Here is a 13,457-nt window from a genome sequence, read left to right on the forward strand (position 1 = left end):
CAACCGCCGACGCTCAAGAGGCCCTTGCCCGATATGCTGGACTTCAGTTCGCTCCTGCTCGCAGCCGCGCTGTCGGGCATATGCCTTAGCGTCACCATGTTTGCGATCTGGTTCACCGCGCCCAAGGCAGGTTTCGTGCTGACGGTTGCGTGCGGAATTCTGGTGCTCGTCGCGCATGTGATCCTGTTCTGGCGGTACACCAAGGATCCCGATCCGCTGCTTTGCCAGATCGTGCTTGCACTGCTCAGCCTGGGGTTCCTGATCATCTGCTTGTCGGCCATGCAATTTCTGGGGGTGCCCGGCTACGGACGCGCCGTTGCACCGGCGCTAGCCGCCATGGCCATTTGTGCCGTCGTGACCTTTATGGGCTTTGACGGCTTTGGCTTCATCGTCACCTACACCACGGTGACGGCGCTGCTGTCGGCGATCGGCGCCATGTTCTGGATCAACGGCAGTCACGACCGCCGCATCCTTCTGGTGGTTTCGTTTCTGAGCGGCACCTGCGCGATGTCGTTTGCGCTTTGCGGCGTGGTTCTGCTGACCAAGGGGCAATGGACGCTCGGGGTTGCGCCCGACAACTGGGCCGAACGATTGAATTCCGTGGTGGCGGTCGCCTGCATGACCGGGCTTGGAGCGTTGACGCTCTCCCTCCATCATCTGCAGGCGCAAATTGAACTCAAGGCCGAGACCATGACCGACCCGCTGACTGGGTTGCTGAACCGCCGGGCATTGACGTCGCTCTACGGCGAACGGAGTTTCGGTCCGTTCATGTCCATCGTCATGTTCGACCTCGACCATTTCAAGCGGACGAACGATGTCTACGGTCATCCGGTAGGGGATCAGGTCTTGTGCCGTTTTGCCGCCGTCATCAAGAAATATGCCCGGCCCGGCGTCGACGCTTTTCGTCTTGGCGGCGAGGAGTTCGCAATCGTCATGTCGCGGATGACGGATGAAAAGGCCTACGATCTCGCCAGCAAGATCGGCGTGGCGTTCGGCACCGAAATCGTCCCCACCCAGCTCGGCAAGTTGCGCAGCACGGTCAGCGGCGGCATCGGCTTTGGCGAGGCAAGCGGCAGCAGGCTGGACAACGTGCTCGCCGAGGCGGACGCGGCGCTCTATGCCGCCAAACGCGCCGGACGAAATTGCGTCATCAGCCGCAAGAGGATAGGCAAGGCCGAGCTGATCAAGCCGGCCTTGCGCTCAGCGTAGTTACTCCGCGGCACCCAGATAATCCGACAGCGGCGGGCACGAGCAGACCAGGTTGCGGTCGCCGGCGACATTGTCGATGCGTGACACCGGGGGCCAGTACTTGGCTGCCGTGTCGGCGTCGCCGGCCGGATAGGCCGCTTCCAGGCGCGAGTAGGGATGGTTCCACTGGCCGGCCAGCGCCTCGGCGGCGGTGTGCGGCGCGTTGACCAGCGGATTGTCGGCCAAAGGCCATTCGCCCCTGGCGACTTTTGCTGCCTCTGCCGATATGGCGATCATGGCCTCGCAGAAGCGGTCGAGTTCCCGCTTGGGCTCGGACTCGGTCGGCTCCACCATCAGCGTGCCGGCGACCGGGAAGGACATGGTCGGCGCGTGAAAACCATAGTCGATCAAGCGCTTGGCGACATCGTCGACACTGATGCCGGCACTCTCCTTGAGCACACGGGTGTCGAGGATGCATTCATGCGCGACGCGTCCCTGCCTGCCCTTGTAGAGCACCGGGAAATGCGCACCGAGCCGCGTCGCGATGTAGTTGGCGGACAGGATCGCCGTCTCGGTCGCCTGCTTCAGGCCCGAGGCGCCCATCATGCGGATATACATCCAGGTGATCGGCAGGATCGAGGCGCTGCCGAAGGGGGCGGCGGAGACGGCGTGCGCCGAGCCTTCGGTGACATGGCCGGGCAAATACGGCTTCAAATGCGCCTTGACGCCGATCGGCCCGATGCCGGGTCCGCCGCCGCCATGCGGTATGCAGAAGGTCTTGTGCAGGTTCATGTGGCAGACATCGGCGCCAATGTCGCCGGGACGGGCAAGCCCGACCAGCGCGTTGAGGTTGGCACCGTCGAAATAGACCTGGCCGCCATGCTCATGGATCAGTGCGCAGAGATCGCGTGCGCCTTCCTCGAACACGCCATGCGTCGAGGGATAGGTGAACATCAGCGCCGCGAGATTTTGCGCATGTTCAGCCGCCTTGGCCTTCATGTCGTCCATGTCGATGTTGCCGTCTTCGGTGCAGCGCACGACGACGACGTTCATGCCGGCCATCGCCGCGCTCGCGGGATTGGTACCATGCGCCGAGGAGGGGATCAGGCAGACGGTGCGGTGGTTGTCGCCGCGTGAGCGGTGATAGCCGCGGATGGCGAGCAGGCCGGCATATTCGCCCTGGCTCCCGGCATTGGGCTGCAAGGTGACGGCGTCGAATCCGGTGATCTCTGACAGCCAGCCCTCCAGCTCACCGATCATGGCCCGGTAGCCTGTCGAGTGCGCGGCCGGGGCGAAAGGGTGCAGATTGGCAATGCTCGGCCAACTCACCGGCATCATCTCGGCGGCGGCGTTGAGCTTCATGGTGCAGGACCCCAGTGGGATCATGGCGCGGTCGAGCGCCAGGTCCTTGTCGGCCAGCCGGCGCAGGAAGCGCATCATCTCGGTTTCCGACTTGTTTTCGTGGAAAACAGGCTGGGTCAGGAACTCCTTGCCGCGCGGCTTGCCGGGCACCGTGCTGTCGGCGGAGACACCAGCCTTGGCGCCGAACAGGGCCGCTATTGCGTCGAGATCGGCCTCGGTCGAAGTTTCGTCGAAGGCAATGCCGATATGGTCGGCATCGACGGCACGCAGCAATCTGCCACCCTTTTCAGCCGCAGTGGCGATCGAAGTTGCCTTGCCCTTCACCTCCGCCGTCACCGTGTCGAAGCGGCTTGAACCGAGCACGGAGATACCTGCTGCTTTGAGCCCGGAGGCGAGACGATTGGCCAGCGTGTGGATGCGCCCGGCAATCGCCTGCAGCCCGGCGGGGCCGTGCCAGATGGCATAGGCAGTCGCCATGTTGGCGAGCAACGCCTGCGCGGTGCAGATGTTGGAGGTCGCCTTGTCGCGGCGGATATGCTGTTCGCGCGTCTGCAAGGCAAGCCGGTATCCGGGTCGCCCCTTGCTGTCGGTGGACTGGCCAACCAGGCGGCCAGGCATCAGCCGCGTCAGCCTGTCGGAGACGGCGCAATAGGCCGCGTGCGGGCCGCCAAAGCCCATCGGCACGCCAAAGCGCTGCATCGGGCCGACGGCGATGTCGGCGCCAAGCTTGGCCGGCGCGTCGGTCAGCGTCAGGCCGAGCGGGTCGGCGATGAAGACGACGATAGCCCCGGTCGCGCGCGCCTTGTCTATCGCTGCCTTGTGGTCGCCATAGACGCCAAATGTATCCGGCCAGGAGACAAGCAGGGCGGCGGTGTTGTCGTCGATCGTCTCGCCATCGATCTCGATGCCGAGCGGCTCGGCACGGGTGCGCACCACGTCCAGCGTCTGCGGATGCGGCGTGCCGGCAAGTGCGACCTTGGTGCGCTTGTCGCGGTGGTGGCGCAAGGCGATGCCGACGGCTTCGGCCACGGCGGTTGCCTCATCCAGCAGCGAGGCCGAGGCCACCGGCAGGCCGGTCAATTCGGTGACCAGCGTCTGGAAATTGAACAGCATTTCGAGGCGGCCCTGGCTGATCTCGGCCTGATAGGGGGTATAGGCTGTGTACCAGGCAGGATTCTCGAACAGATTGCGCTGGATAACCGGCGGGACATGGACGCCGTGATAACCGGCGCCGATGAAGCTTTTCAGCACCGTATTCCCGGACATGACAGCCGAGAGTTCGGCCAGCGCTTCCGCCTCGCTCGCCGGTGCTGGCAGTGCAAGCGGCCGATCGAGCCGGATCGACTTCGGTACGGACTGGCTGATCAGCGTCTCGATCGAGGGCACGCCGATGGCGGCCAGCATCGCTCTGGTGTCGTTGAGGCCGGGACCGATATGGCGGGCCGAGAAGGGGTAGGGTGCTGCGGTCATGTCAATAAGTCCTGATATCAACCGATATGGGCTTTGTAGGCGGCCTCATCCATGAGACCGGCGAGCTGGCTTTCGTCGGCAAGCTTCATCTTCCACAGCCAGCCGGCCCCTGTTGCGGCCGAGTTGACCAGTGACGGATCCGACGACAGCGTGCCGTTGGCCTCTGTGATCTCGCCATCGACCGGTGCATAGACATCGGATGCCGCCTTGACGGATTCGACCACGACGGCGATGTCGCCCTTGGTCAATTTTTTTCCGGTCTCCGGCAGTTCGACGAAGACGAGGTCGCCGAGCTGCTCCTGCGCGTAATCAGTGATGCCGACCGTGGCGACGCCGCCCTCGACGCGGAGCCACTCGTGATCCGATGTGAAATAGGTCGTTGCCATTGAGATCATCCTTTGCGGTAGCGATGGGGTGTGAAGGGCAGGGAACTGATATCGACTGGGATTTTCGTCCCGCGCACATCGGCGAAGACCCGCGTTCCGGGCTTTGCCAGAGGTGTCGAGACATAGCCCATGGCGACCGGATGGCCGGCCGAGGGGCCGAAGCCGCCCGATGTGACCTGGCCGGCCGGATTGCCGTCGGCGTCAAAAAGCGCGGCACCGCCACGCACCGGCTGGCGACCTTCCGGCTTAAGCCCGACCCGCTTTTGCGCGGGTCCTCGTTCCACGGCGGCGCGGAGCGCATCGGCGCCGATGAAAGCGCCGGAAGCGCGGATGTCCTTTGGAATTGCCCACATCAAGGCGGCGCTGGCCGGATCGGTCTCCGGCGTGATGTCTTGGCCATGCAGGCACAGTCCTGCCTCCAGCCGCAGGCTGTCGCGGGCGGCCAGGCCGATCCACAGCACGCGTTCGTCGCCGAGCAGCTTGGCGACGAGGCCGCGTGCATCGGCTTCCGGCAGGCCGATCTCGAAACCGTCCTCGCCGGTATAGCCCGACCGGCTCATGAACCAGTTTTTGCGCGGTTCGACACCATGCATGAAAAGCAGCGAGCCGGTCTCGATGCCGGCGCGGGAAAGGGCGGCCCAGGCTTCAGGACCCTGGATGGCCAGGAAGACGCGGTCGAGCGGCTCGACCCTGGCGTCGAAATCCGCGGCAAGTGCACGCAAATGCTTTTCATCGGCGACGGCGTTGCCTGCGTTGGCGACTACCATGAACCTGCTATCGCCAAGTCTGGTGACGATGAGGTCGTCCAGGATGCCGCCTGCCTCGTTGAGGAAAAAGGACAGTTTGGACTGTGAGATTTGGAGTGCGCCTGCATCCAAGGGGCAAGCGCGGTTGAGCAGCGCAACCGCCTCCGGCCCGCTGACTTCGAACAGCTTCATATGCGAGATGTCGAACAGGCCGGCCTGTTCGCGGGTGTGAAGATGTTCCTTCATGACGCCCGCCGGATAGGTCAGCGGCATCGACCAGCCGGCAAAAGCGCCAAAGCGCGCACCGGCGGTTACATGGATGTCTTCGAGGGGTAGGTGTCTTGTATCGTCGCCCGTCATGTCGTCTCCAGAGTCGCACGCAATCGGTCGCGAATGGCGACCAGTCCGTGCCCCTCTGTCTGAAGCCTGAGAGACTCGCGCAGCCGGAACTCTGTCAGCGGCGCTTACACCTTCGGCGCGGGGGCAAGCCCCGACTTTCCAGAGTGTCTTTCCCGTCTACGGTTCTTTTGCCTGAGAGATTTCGGGCGATTTCCCCTTCGGCGACAGCTCTCGCTGTTCTCTCCCGCAAACAGGTAGGACTCAGACCCTGAGTCCTCGACGCGCCATCCATAGCTCGCGCGCGACGGCTTGTCACCTGTCAGCGACATCTAAAGCGCGTGCATGCCATTCTTCAAAACCGCGGCACGTTTTGGGCGACATGCGTTGGCCGACAAGTCTTCGCTAACCACGCCGTTTGCCGGTTTTTCAAGACACTGCTGATATGTTGGCTTGTATGACGCTTGGGGTTGGCGCTTGGCGACGGCGGACGGGGACGACAAATGGGCGAATTGATCATGAGCGCGCCGGTGGCCGGGCTGACCTCGAAAAGCCGCATCGCCGCGGAGGACGTGGCGATGTTGCGCCATGAAGTGTTCGGCGATGGCGTCGTGACGCGCGGCGAGGCCGAGGCGCTGTTTGCGCTCGATGCAACGGCGAAGGACAAATGCCAGGAATGGCCGCCCTTCTTCGTCGAGGCGGTCACCGACTATATCGTCCACCAGGAAAAGCCGTCGGGCTATATCTCGCAAGACAATGCCGACTGGCTGATCCGCACGATCTCGCGCGATGGCATGGTCGACAGCCGGACCGAGCTCGAATTGCTGGTGCATGTGCTGGAACAGGCGAAATCGTCGCCGAGCCAGCTTTGCGTCTATGCGCTGGAGCAGGTGGCGCATGCCGTCATTGACGGCATGGGGCCGCTGATGCTCGGCGGCACGCTGGCTCCCGGCCTCATCGCACAGGCGGAGGTTGAGCTGCTGCGCCGGATCCTCCATGCCCATGGCGGCGACGGCAACATCGCCATCACGCGCGCCGAGGCCGAGGTGCTGTTCAAGATCAACGAGTGCACTGCTCAAGGGCACAACGATCCGTCCTGGAACGAGCTGTTCGTCAAGGCGATCGCCAATTTCGTCATGTGCTCGGCCGGCTACGAAGCACCGACGCGCGATGTGGCGCTGCGCCGTGATGCCTTCCTCGAACATGCCGATCCGGAAATCGGCGGCTTCTTCAGCCGCATGATCTCCGGAGGCCTTGCCGGCATCATGGAAGCCTATCGGTCTCCAGGCGACGTCGAGGCCGAGTGGGAAGCCAAGAACAGGGCGGCCGAGGCTCTGGCCCGCCGCGCCGAGACGATCGATGCCGGCGAAGCCGGCTGGCTGATCGAACATATCGGCGTCGACAGGGCTCTTTACGAGAACGAACGGGCGCTGTTGACCCTGATCAAGCACGCCTCACCGGAAATCCATCCGGCGCTGGGGCCGCTGCTCGACAAGGTCGCCTGAGCGGTAGGGGTTGCCTGAGCGGTATGGGTTGCCTCGGTCAAAGCTGGGGTTGCCCGATTAGATCTGGTCGACGTCGATGTATATCCTTGCCAAGCCTTCCCTGACGGTCGACATGGCATCGGCGACGCTGATGGCGATGTGTTCGTGCATGAGCCTTGCGGCCCTGTCGGCATCGCGGGCTACCATGGCCCGGGCGATTTCGCTGTGTTCGGTGTAGGTCGTCGACAATCGCCGGTGCTTCTCCACTTCGATCTTGCGAACGAAATGGATGCGCGTGTTGATGCCTTCGAGCATGCGCGCCAGTTCGGGATTGCCTGACAGCCTGGCGATGCGGATGTGAAATTCCTCGTCCCTGGCGGTCAGCTCAGTGCTGGAAAACGAGTCGGCGCGCGCCATGGTGAGCGCCCACCAGTCGACGAGCGCGGCAAGCTCCTCATCTGTCGCGCGCTGGACCGCCAGCCTGACGGAGCGCTCCTCGAGCACCGCTCGCACGTCGGAAAGATTGACGATCTCGTCGACATCGAAGCCCCGGCAAAAGAAGCCGCGATTGGTCTGGAAAGTGATGAGTTCCTCCGTGACCAGCCGCTGGAGCGCTTCCCGGACCGGGCTGCGGCTGACATTCAGCCTGGCGGCAAGCGCCACTTCGTTGATGCGCTCGTTCGGCTTGAAGCGATAATCCATCGCCATGCGACGGATTTCTTCATAGACACGCGGGCCGGTCTTGATCGGCTTGGATGCCAGCGCTGCGCTGTTGTCCCGGTTGCTTTGCCTGGTGGGTCGGAGCATGGCGTCGTCAAGCCTTTGCGGCGCTTGGTTCGGCGAACCGCGCCTGTGTGGGAAGGATGCCGTCGAGGGCGATCGGCGCTGCCCGGCCGGCGATCAGATCGGCGACGATACGGGCCGATCCATGCGCCATCGTCCAGCCGATATGGCCGTGCCCGGTGTTCAGCCACAGGTTTCGGATGTCGCGCCGGCCGAGGATCGGCAGGTTGTCGGGCGTCATGGGCCTCAGGCAGGCCCGCATCTCGGCGCGATCATAGGCGATGCCGCGCGGGAACAGGTCCTGCGTGACGCGCTTCATGAAGGCGAAATCCGAAGGCTTGTGGCTGCGATCATAGCCCGCGAATTCCGCGGTGGCGGTCACGCGGATGCGATCGCCCATCGGCGTGATGGCGACGAGATTGTGCTCATCGATGACAGGGAGTTTTGGAGCCAGCGCCTGATCGACGATGGGAATGGTCATGGAATATCCCTTGACCGGATAGATCGGCAGACCAAGGCCGATCTTGCGGGCGAGGACGGGGCTCTCGGCGCCGAGACACAGAACGTAGGTGTCGGCCAGAAACTCTCCCTTGTCGGTGACGATCCGGGTGATCGTTTCCTTTCTGCGTTCGATCCCCACGATCCTGGTCCCTGTCAGGATCTTGCCGCCCCTATTTTCGACGATGGCCGCCAGCGCGCGCGTGAACTTGGCGGCGTCGCCGGTTTCGTCGGTCGGACACAATATGCCGCCGGCAATGTTGCCGCGCGACAAAGCCAGCGCCGGCTCGCGGTCAACGATTTCCTGCGCGTCTATGATGCGGATCTCCTGGCCGTCGGCCTCCAGCAGGCGCATGTTGGCGATGCCCTTGTCGAGCGCCTGGCGGTTGCGGTGGAAGTAAAGAATGCCGGCCGATGTCCTGTCGTACTGGATCGCTTCCTCCCTGACGACCGCCTGCAGGACCGATTGGGAATGGACCGCAAGCCGATGTTTGAGAAGGGTGTTGCGACGCGCTTTGGCGGCCGTGCATTGCATGAGGAAGCGCAGCGACCAGCTGTAGAGATGCGGGTCGGCGGAGAGCTTGAAACGAAGCGCCTGGTCTTTCTGGAACAGCGACTTCAGCAGGATTTTTGGCGCGGCCGGCGATGACCAGACGAAGGAATGGCCGGGCGCGATCATGCCGGCATTTGCCCAGCTTGCCCCTTCGGCCACCTGTGATGCCTGCTCGAGAACGGTGACCGTGTGGCCGTCCTTCTGCAACTGATAGGCAGTGGTGATCCCGACAACGCCACCGCCCAAGATCAATATGCGCATCGCTGACCCGAATGGTTGTCGTTTCTATTGTCGACAATTCAACAGGACGACGCTGGCCATTGTCAACGGCGCGTGGGTCGACGATCGATTCACCGTTCAGACAGGGCGAAATCCCGGCATTTCCCGGTTCCCAAAATTGGAACGGAGCTCTTGACACGTTTGGCAAAGTTGTCGCTTCTATTGTCGACAATTCTGATTGGCATCAGGAAGGGGACTGCGCCATGGACGCCCCGCTTAGCCGCGCCGACGATGCGCTTGTCGTCGACAAGGAACACATTCCCTTCAAGACCGACGACGGCATCGGCACCCGCGCCAATCTCGGCCTGCTCGTCCTTCGAACCGACCAGACCATCGAGGATGAATTCCGCTATGCGCTGCCCGCGCGCGACATCGCGCTGTACGAGGCGCGGCTCTACAGCGATGTCGAGATCACGCCGGAAAACCTGATGAAGATGTCGGCCGTCATCCCGGGAACTGTCGGGCTCTTGCCGGACGTCAAGTTTGATGTGATCGGCTTTGCCTGCACGTCAGGAGCGTTAGTTATAGGCGAGGACAAGGTCGCCGAACGCGTTCACGAGGTGCTGCCGGGCGTGCAGGTGACCAACCCGGTGACGGCGGCACGGGCGGCGCTGAAGGCCCTGGGCGTCTCGCGGATCGCGCTGCTCACGCCTTATCTGGCGAAAATCAATCATTCGCTACGTGCATCGCTGATGGCGCGGGGGATGGATATTCCGGTCATGGGCTCCTTCAACGAGGCGGACGACAATGTCGTTGCACGCATCACACCGGCATCGGTCAAGCAGGCCATCTTGGAAATCGGTGCGTCGAGCGACTGTGAGGCGGTGTTCGTTTCCTGCACCAGCATGCGCGTTGCCCGCATCATCGAGGACGTCGAGAAGGAACTGGGGAAACCGGTAACCTCGAGCAACCATGCACTTGCCTGGCATATGCTGCGGCTTGGCGGCATTGGCGAGCAGATTGCCGGAAAGGGCGAACTGTTTCGCCGCTCGCTAGGCTAGCATCTTCAGAGCCGGAATTGCGGTGTTCAGCTCAGATTCCGCCGTACCAGTCGTAGCCATTGTCTTCCCAATAGCCGCCGCGACCGCCGCCGACAGTGGCGAAGCCGTCGACCAGCTCGATCTTGTAGAGATATTTCGGCATCTTGTAGCCGAGTTGGCGCTCGACGCGAACCCGCAGCGGAGCGCCGTTCTCGACCGGCAGCGGCTTGCCGTTCAGGCCATAGGCGAGGATCGTCTGTGGGTGGCGGGCATCGACCAGGTCGATGCTGCCGTAATATTTGATGTCGCCCGACAGGCTGCGGTCGATCGTGTCGAGGCAATGGAACATGACGTAACGCGCCTGCGGTTTGACCATCGCCTGGTCCAGCACCAGCGACAGCGGCGTGCCGGTCCATTTGGCGATGCAGCTCCAGCCTTCGACGCAGTCATGGCGGGTGATCTGGGTGCGGCTCGGCATATTCTGGAGTTGCTCGCGGCTGAGCGATAGCGGCTTCTCGACAAGGCCTGAAACCTCCAGTCGCCAGTCGGCAAAGTTGTTGGCGAGCAAGCCCTTGTAGACATCGTCATCGGGAGCGGTGACACCATTCGGCCGCTGCGGCTGGCGGATGTCGGCCTCGGTGAATTCCGGGGCCCGCGCGTCACTTCCGGCAAGCAGCCGCTGTGCGCGGTAGGTCAGGCCATTGGCGTTTTCGAGGAAACTGCGCAGGCCGCTGCCAACACCTAGCTGACTGTCGAAGGCGTCGCAGCCCGACAGCATGATGCCGGAGACGCCAAGACTGGCACCGGTCAGGAATTTGCGGCGGCTGATCTGGAATTTTGCCATGTCAGGCACTCCTCTCGGCTGTATCGTCCTGTGCGGGAGGATCTGTCCGATACCAGCCGGTGATGATCGAGCGCAGTTCGTTGATCGGGCCGGCGGCCAGGATCATCAGGATATGGACGACGAAGAAGGCGACCAATAGCACCATGACGGTGAAATGGATGGTGCGTGCCGTCTGCCGGCCACCGAGCAGATCGTTGAGGAACGGCAGCACCGAATTCATGCTCGGCGACATGGCCAGACCGGTGATGATCATCAGCGGCAACAGCACGAACAGCACCCCGCCATAGGCCATCTTCTGCAGCGTGTTGTATTCGCGCCTGTGGTGGAATTTGAGCTTGGCGTGGTCAACGATGTCTTGCGGCAATCGTTTCAAATCGTCGAGGCGTGGCGCGAGATCGCGCCGCAGATGGCCGTTCACGGTGCTGGCGACAAACCAGACGATCAACGTCGTGGTCAGTATCCAGGCAAAGAAGAAATGGATGACGCGCGCGGTGCCGAGATCATAGTAGGATGGGATGGTCGCCCAGGACGGGAAGGCGCGGGACGTCTCCTGGCCGGCCGGACCCGACCAGCCGAGCACGCCAGTGGTGTCGAAGCGATGCCCGAAGATTTCCGTGTAGCCGCGCGGACCCGCATCGGAATTCTCGGCGCCGATGGCGAAGATGGTGTTGTTGTATTCGAAGCCCGATTCTTTGCCGATATAGAGCTGCGGACGGGCATTGAAGATCTGCAGGCCTGACAGCAGCATGAAGAACAAGGAGATGGCCCAGAGCCAATGCGTCAGCCGCGTCCAGCGAGACTGACGATAAATCAGCGTTTTGTCGTTCGACGCAGAAGCGCCTGGATCGGCGGCGGATTGGCTTCTGGCAACGGATTCCATCGTCTTTCGTCTCCCGGCCTCGCGGCATGGCCTGCGCGTTCATTGTCCTCCTGATACGTCGCGATCCAAACCGATGTTTCATCCGATCACGGATTTATTACGGACCGCCTAGGCTGACGGCGAGATTGACGGCGGCAGCGACGATGACCGTGTTGAAGAAAAACGACAGGATGGAATGGACAAGCACGACACGACGCATATGCGTGGTCGAGATGTTGGTATCGGCGGTCTGTGCCGTCATGCCGATCACCGTCGAGAAGTACAGGAAATCCCAGCCCTCCGGCCGTTTGTCACCCGGGAACAGCAGTCCGCCGACAGGGATTTTCTTCCTGGTCTCGGCATCCACAGCATCGCCGTCCATCCAGTAGACATGAGCATAATGGAGCGCTGCCATGGCATGAATGGTGAACCAGCCGAGCGGGATCGACAGCAGCGCGAAGGTGAGCTCGACGGGATGGCTTCTGTCCTTCTGATTGATCAGTAGGAACAATGAGATAACGGCAACGCCGACGACGACAAGCGTCACAGCGAAGATGACCAGCACCGGCTGGTCCGTGGCACGCGCATTCTTGCTCAGATACCTGCCGGTGAACTTCGGCATCTGGGCGACGACGAGAATGACATAGGCTGCAAAGAATGCGTTGGCGCCGATCGAATAGGCGAGCGGGGCGTGCAGCAGCAACGCCACAAGAAGCGCAAAGACGCCAACGCAGGCCGACACAGCGAACAACATGTGGCGCTGAATGGGAGACTTCACGGGGGTTTCGGCAGCCATGTCGGTTCCAACCTTGGATGGCGCTCGGTTTCTAGTCTGGTGTGGCGGATTTGAGCGCCCGCCGCAAGATGCGGTCGAGTTCGCCGAGAAACCGCGACCGGTCTTGCGGCGCGAAGCTGGCATTGTAGCCCTTGCTTTCGCCGGTCTCGCGCAGATGCTGCTTCAGGTCGCGCATCGCCACCGCCATGCCGATCGTTTCCGGCGTGAAGGGGCGCCCCGTTGGCCCAAGCACATGCGCGCCGAGTGCCACCGCGCGGGCGGCCAGCGGAATGTCGGCGGTGATCACAATGTCGTTGGTGCGTGCATTGTCGACGATCCAGTCGTCGGCGGCATCAGCGCCCTTGGAGACCACCACGTTGCGCACCATCGGATCGCGCGATGGCCGCAGGCCGCCATTGGAGACGTAGGTGACAACGATGCCATGCCGGTCGGCCACTTTTTCGACCTCGGCCTTGACCGGGCAGGCGTCTGCATCGACGAGAATGGCGGGGAGTTCGCTCATGTTTCTTTTCTCCTCCCACTTGTGAACCACAGAGGTCGCGGGCCGATTGGGCGGCGGCCTGGTATCTTCCTCAGTAAACCACGACGCTTCTGATCGATTTGCCCTCATGCATGAGATCGAAACCCTTGTTGATGTCCTCGAGCTTCAGCGTGTGAGTGATCATCGGGTCGATCTGGATCTTGCCGTCCATGTACCAGTCGACGATCTTGGGCACGTCGGTGCGGCCGCGCGCGCCACCGAAGGCGGTTCCCATCCAGGTGCGGCCGGTGACCAGCTGGAACGGCCGCGTCGAGATCTCCTGGCCGGCACCGGCGACGCCGATGACGACCGACTTGCCCCAGCCGCGATGCGAGGCTTCCAGCGCCTGGCGCATCACCTTGGTGCTGCCGGT

Annotated in this window: 12 protein-coding genes, 1 pseudogene and 1 riboswitch; of the genes and pseudogenes, 3 read left to right on the top strand and 10 right to left on the bottom strand. The window is 62.7% G+C overall.

All coding sequences use genetic code 11. The features are described 5' to 3' along the window. The first annotated feature begins 33 nt into the window (after window positions 1-33). Complete coding sequence (locus AC0L3E_RS18835) at window positions 34-1,209, top strand: GGDEF domain-containing protein (protein WP_473605341.1); 1,176 nt, start codon at window positions 34-36, stop codon at window positions 1,207-1,209. Here AC0L3E_RS18835 and gcvP read toward each other — a convergent pair whose 3' ends face one another. The 3 genes from gcvP to gcvT are packed head-to-tail and all read right to left on the bottom strand — an operon-like array spanning window position 1,210 to window position 5,512. Then, entirely contained in the window at window positions 1,210-4,020 is a 2,811-nt protein-coding gene (gene gcvP / locus AC0L3E_RS18840; RefSeq protein WP_473605342.1) for an aminomethyl-transferring glycine dehydrogenase, read from the bottom strand. Between the two features lie 17 nt (window positions 4,021-4,037). Next, on the bottom strand, window positions 4,038-4,406 hold the full coding sequence (gene gcvH, locus AC0L3E_RS18845) for a glycine cleavage system protein GcvH (protein WP_128308441.1): 369 nt from the start codon (window positions 4,404-4,406) through the stop codon (window positions 4,038-4,040). 5 nt (window positions 4,407-4,411) lie between these two features. After that, window positions 4,412-5,512: a glycine cleavage system aminomethyltransferase GcvT gene (gene gcvT / locus AC0L3E_RS18850; protein ID WP_128308440.1), complete on the bottom strand. Its 1,101-nt coding sequence runs from the start codon at window positions 5,510-5,512 to the stop codon at window positions 4,412-4,414. Window positions 5,513-5,661: 149 nt separating this feature from the next. Further along, window positions 5,662-5,748: riboswitch (glycine riboswitch) on the bottom strand. A gap of 243 nt (window positions 5,749-5,991) precedes the next feature. Here gcvT and AC0L3E_RS18855 point away from each other — a divergent pair. Beyond that, complete coding sequence (locus AC0L3E_RS18855) at window positions 5,992-6,993, top strand: hypothetical protein (protein WP_128308439.1); 1,002 nt, start codon at window positions 5,992-5,994, stop codon at window positions 6,991-6,993. 57 nt (window positions 6,994-7,050) lie between these two features. On the opposite strand, the gene AC0L3E_RS18860 is transcribed toward AC0L3E_RS18855, so the two are convergent. Continuing rightward, the gene (locus AC0L3E_RS18860) at window positions 7,051-7,779 is read right to left on the bottom strand and encodes a GntR family transcriptional regulator (RefSeq protein ID WP_473605344.1); all 729 of its coding nucleotides are present in this window, start codon (window positions 7,777-7,779) and stop codon (window positions 7,051-7,053) included. A 7-nt stretch (window positions 7,780-7,786) separates the two neighbouring features. Next, on the bottom strand, window positions 7,787-9,067 hold the full coding sequence (locus AC0L3E_RS18865) for a D-amino acid dehydrogenase (protein ID WP_128308437.1): 1,281 nt from the start codon (window positions 9,065-9,067) through the stop codon (window positions 7,787-7,789). 221 nt (window positions 9,068-9,288) lie between these two features. Between AC0L3E_RS18865 and AC0L3E_RS18870 the strand changes: the two genes are divergently transcribed. Beyond that, window positions 9,289-10,086 carry a maleate cis-trans isomerase family protein gene (locus AC0L3E_RS18870; protein WP_128308436.1) on the top strand — a complete coding sequence of 266 codons (798 nt, stop codon included), beginning with the start codon at window positions 9,289-9,291 and terminating at the stop codon, window positions 10,084-10,086. A 31-nt stretch (window positions 10,087-10,117) separates the two neighbouring features. Here AC0L3E_RS18870 and AC0L3E_RS18875 read toward each other — a convergent pair whose 3' ends face one another. From AC0L3E_RS18875 to AC0L3E_RS18895, 5 genes and pseudogenes are all read right to left on the bottom strand, one after another. Further along, a complete protein-coding gene (locus tag AC0L3E_RS18875) occupies window positions 10,118-10,909 on the bottom strand; it encodes a molybdopterin-binding protein (RefSeq protein WP_473605346.1) in 792 nt (263 codons plus the stop codon). Window position 10,910: 1 nt separating this feature from the next. Continuing rightward, entirely contained in the window at window positions 10,911-11,789 is an 879-nt protein-coding gene (locus AC0L3E_RS18880) for a cytochrome b/b6 domain-containing protein (RefSeq protein ID WP_128308434.1), read from the bottom strand. A gap of 97 nt (window positions 11,790-11,886) precedes the next feature. Then, window positions 11,887-12,564, bottom strand: coding sequence for a DUF1345 domain-containing protein (locus AC0L3E_RS18885; RefSeq protein ID WP_128308433.1), 678 nt, complete (start codon window positions 12,562-12,564; stop codon window positions 11,887-11,889). 31 nt (window positions 12,565-12,595) lie between these two features. Further along, window positions 12,596-13,066, bottom strand: coding sequence for a YaiI/YqxD family protein (locus tag AC0L3E_RS18890; protein WP_127259597.1), 471 nt, complete (start codon window positions 13,064-13,066; stop codon window positions 12,596-12,598). 70 nt (window positions 13,067-13,136) lie between these two features. Next, a pseudogene (locus AC0L3E_RS18895) lies at window positions 13,137-13,457 on the bottom strand (S-(hydroxymethyl)glutathione dehydrogenase); the annotation flags it as partial.

The sequence above is a fragment of the Mesorhizobium sp. WSM4822 genome (assembly GCF_055811155.1).

What these genes read in the sequence shown, in the direction of transcription:
- AC0L3E_RS18865 (WP_128308437.1), bottom strand. Translation starts at nt 9,067, where the DNA reads ATGCGCATATTGATCTTGGGCGGTGGCGTTGTCGGGATCACCACTGCC.
- AC0L3E_RS18870 (WP_128308436.1), top strand. Translation starts at nt 9,289, where the DNA reads ATGGACGCCCCGCTTAGCCGCGCCGACGATGCGCTTGTCGTCGACAAG.
- AC0L3E_RS18880 (WP_128308434.1), bottom strand. Translation starts at nt 11,789, where the DNA reads ATGGAATCCGTTGCCAGAAGCCAATCCGCCGCCGATCCAGGCGCTTCT.
- gcvP (WP_473605342.1), bottom strand. Translation starts at nt 4,020, where the DNA reads ATGACCGCAGCACCCTACCCCTTCTCGGCCCGCCATATCGGTCCCGGC.
- AC0L3E_RS18890 (WP_127259597.1), bottom strand. Translation starts at nt 13,066, where the DNA reads ATGAGCGAACTCCCCGCCATTCTCGTCGATGCAGACGCCTGCCCGGTC.
- AC0L3E_RS18855 (WP_128308439.1), top strand. Translation starts at nt 5,992, where the DNA reads ATGGGCGAATTGATCATGAGCGCGCCGGTGGCCGGGCTGACCTCGAAA.
- gcvT (WP_128308440.1), bottom strand. Translation starts at nt 5,512, where the DNA reads ATGACGGGCGACGATACAAGACACCTACCCCTCGAAGACATCCATGTA.
- AC0L3E_RS18860 (WP_473605344.1), bottom strand. Translation starts at nt 7,779, where the DNA reads ATGCTCCGACCCACCAGGCAAAGCAACCGGGACAACAGCGCAGCGCTG.
- gcvH (WP_128308441.1), bottom strand. Translation starts at nt 4,406, where the DNA reads ATGGCAACGACCTATTTCACATCGGATCACGAGTGGCTCCGCGTCGAG.
- AC0L3E_RS18835 (WP_473605341.1), top strand. Translation starts at nt 34, where the DNA reads ATGCTGGACTTCAGTTCGCTCCTGCTCGCAGCCGCGCTGTCGGGCATA.
- AC0L3E_RS18875 (WP_473605346.1), bottom strand. Translation starts at nt 10,909, where the DNA reads ATGGCAAAATTCCAGATCAGCCGCCGCAAATTCCTGACCGGTGCCAGT.
- AC0L3E_RS18885 (WP_128308433.1), bottom strand. Translation starts at nt 12,564, where the DNA reads ATGGCTGCCGAAACCCCCGTGAAGTCTCCCATTCAGCGCCACATGTTG.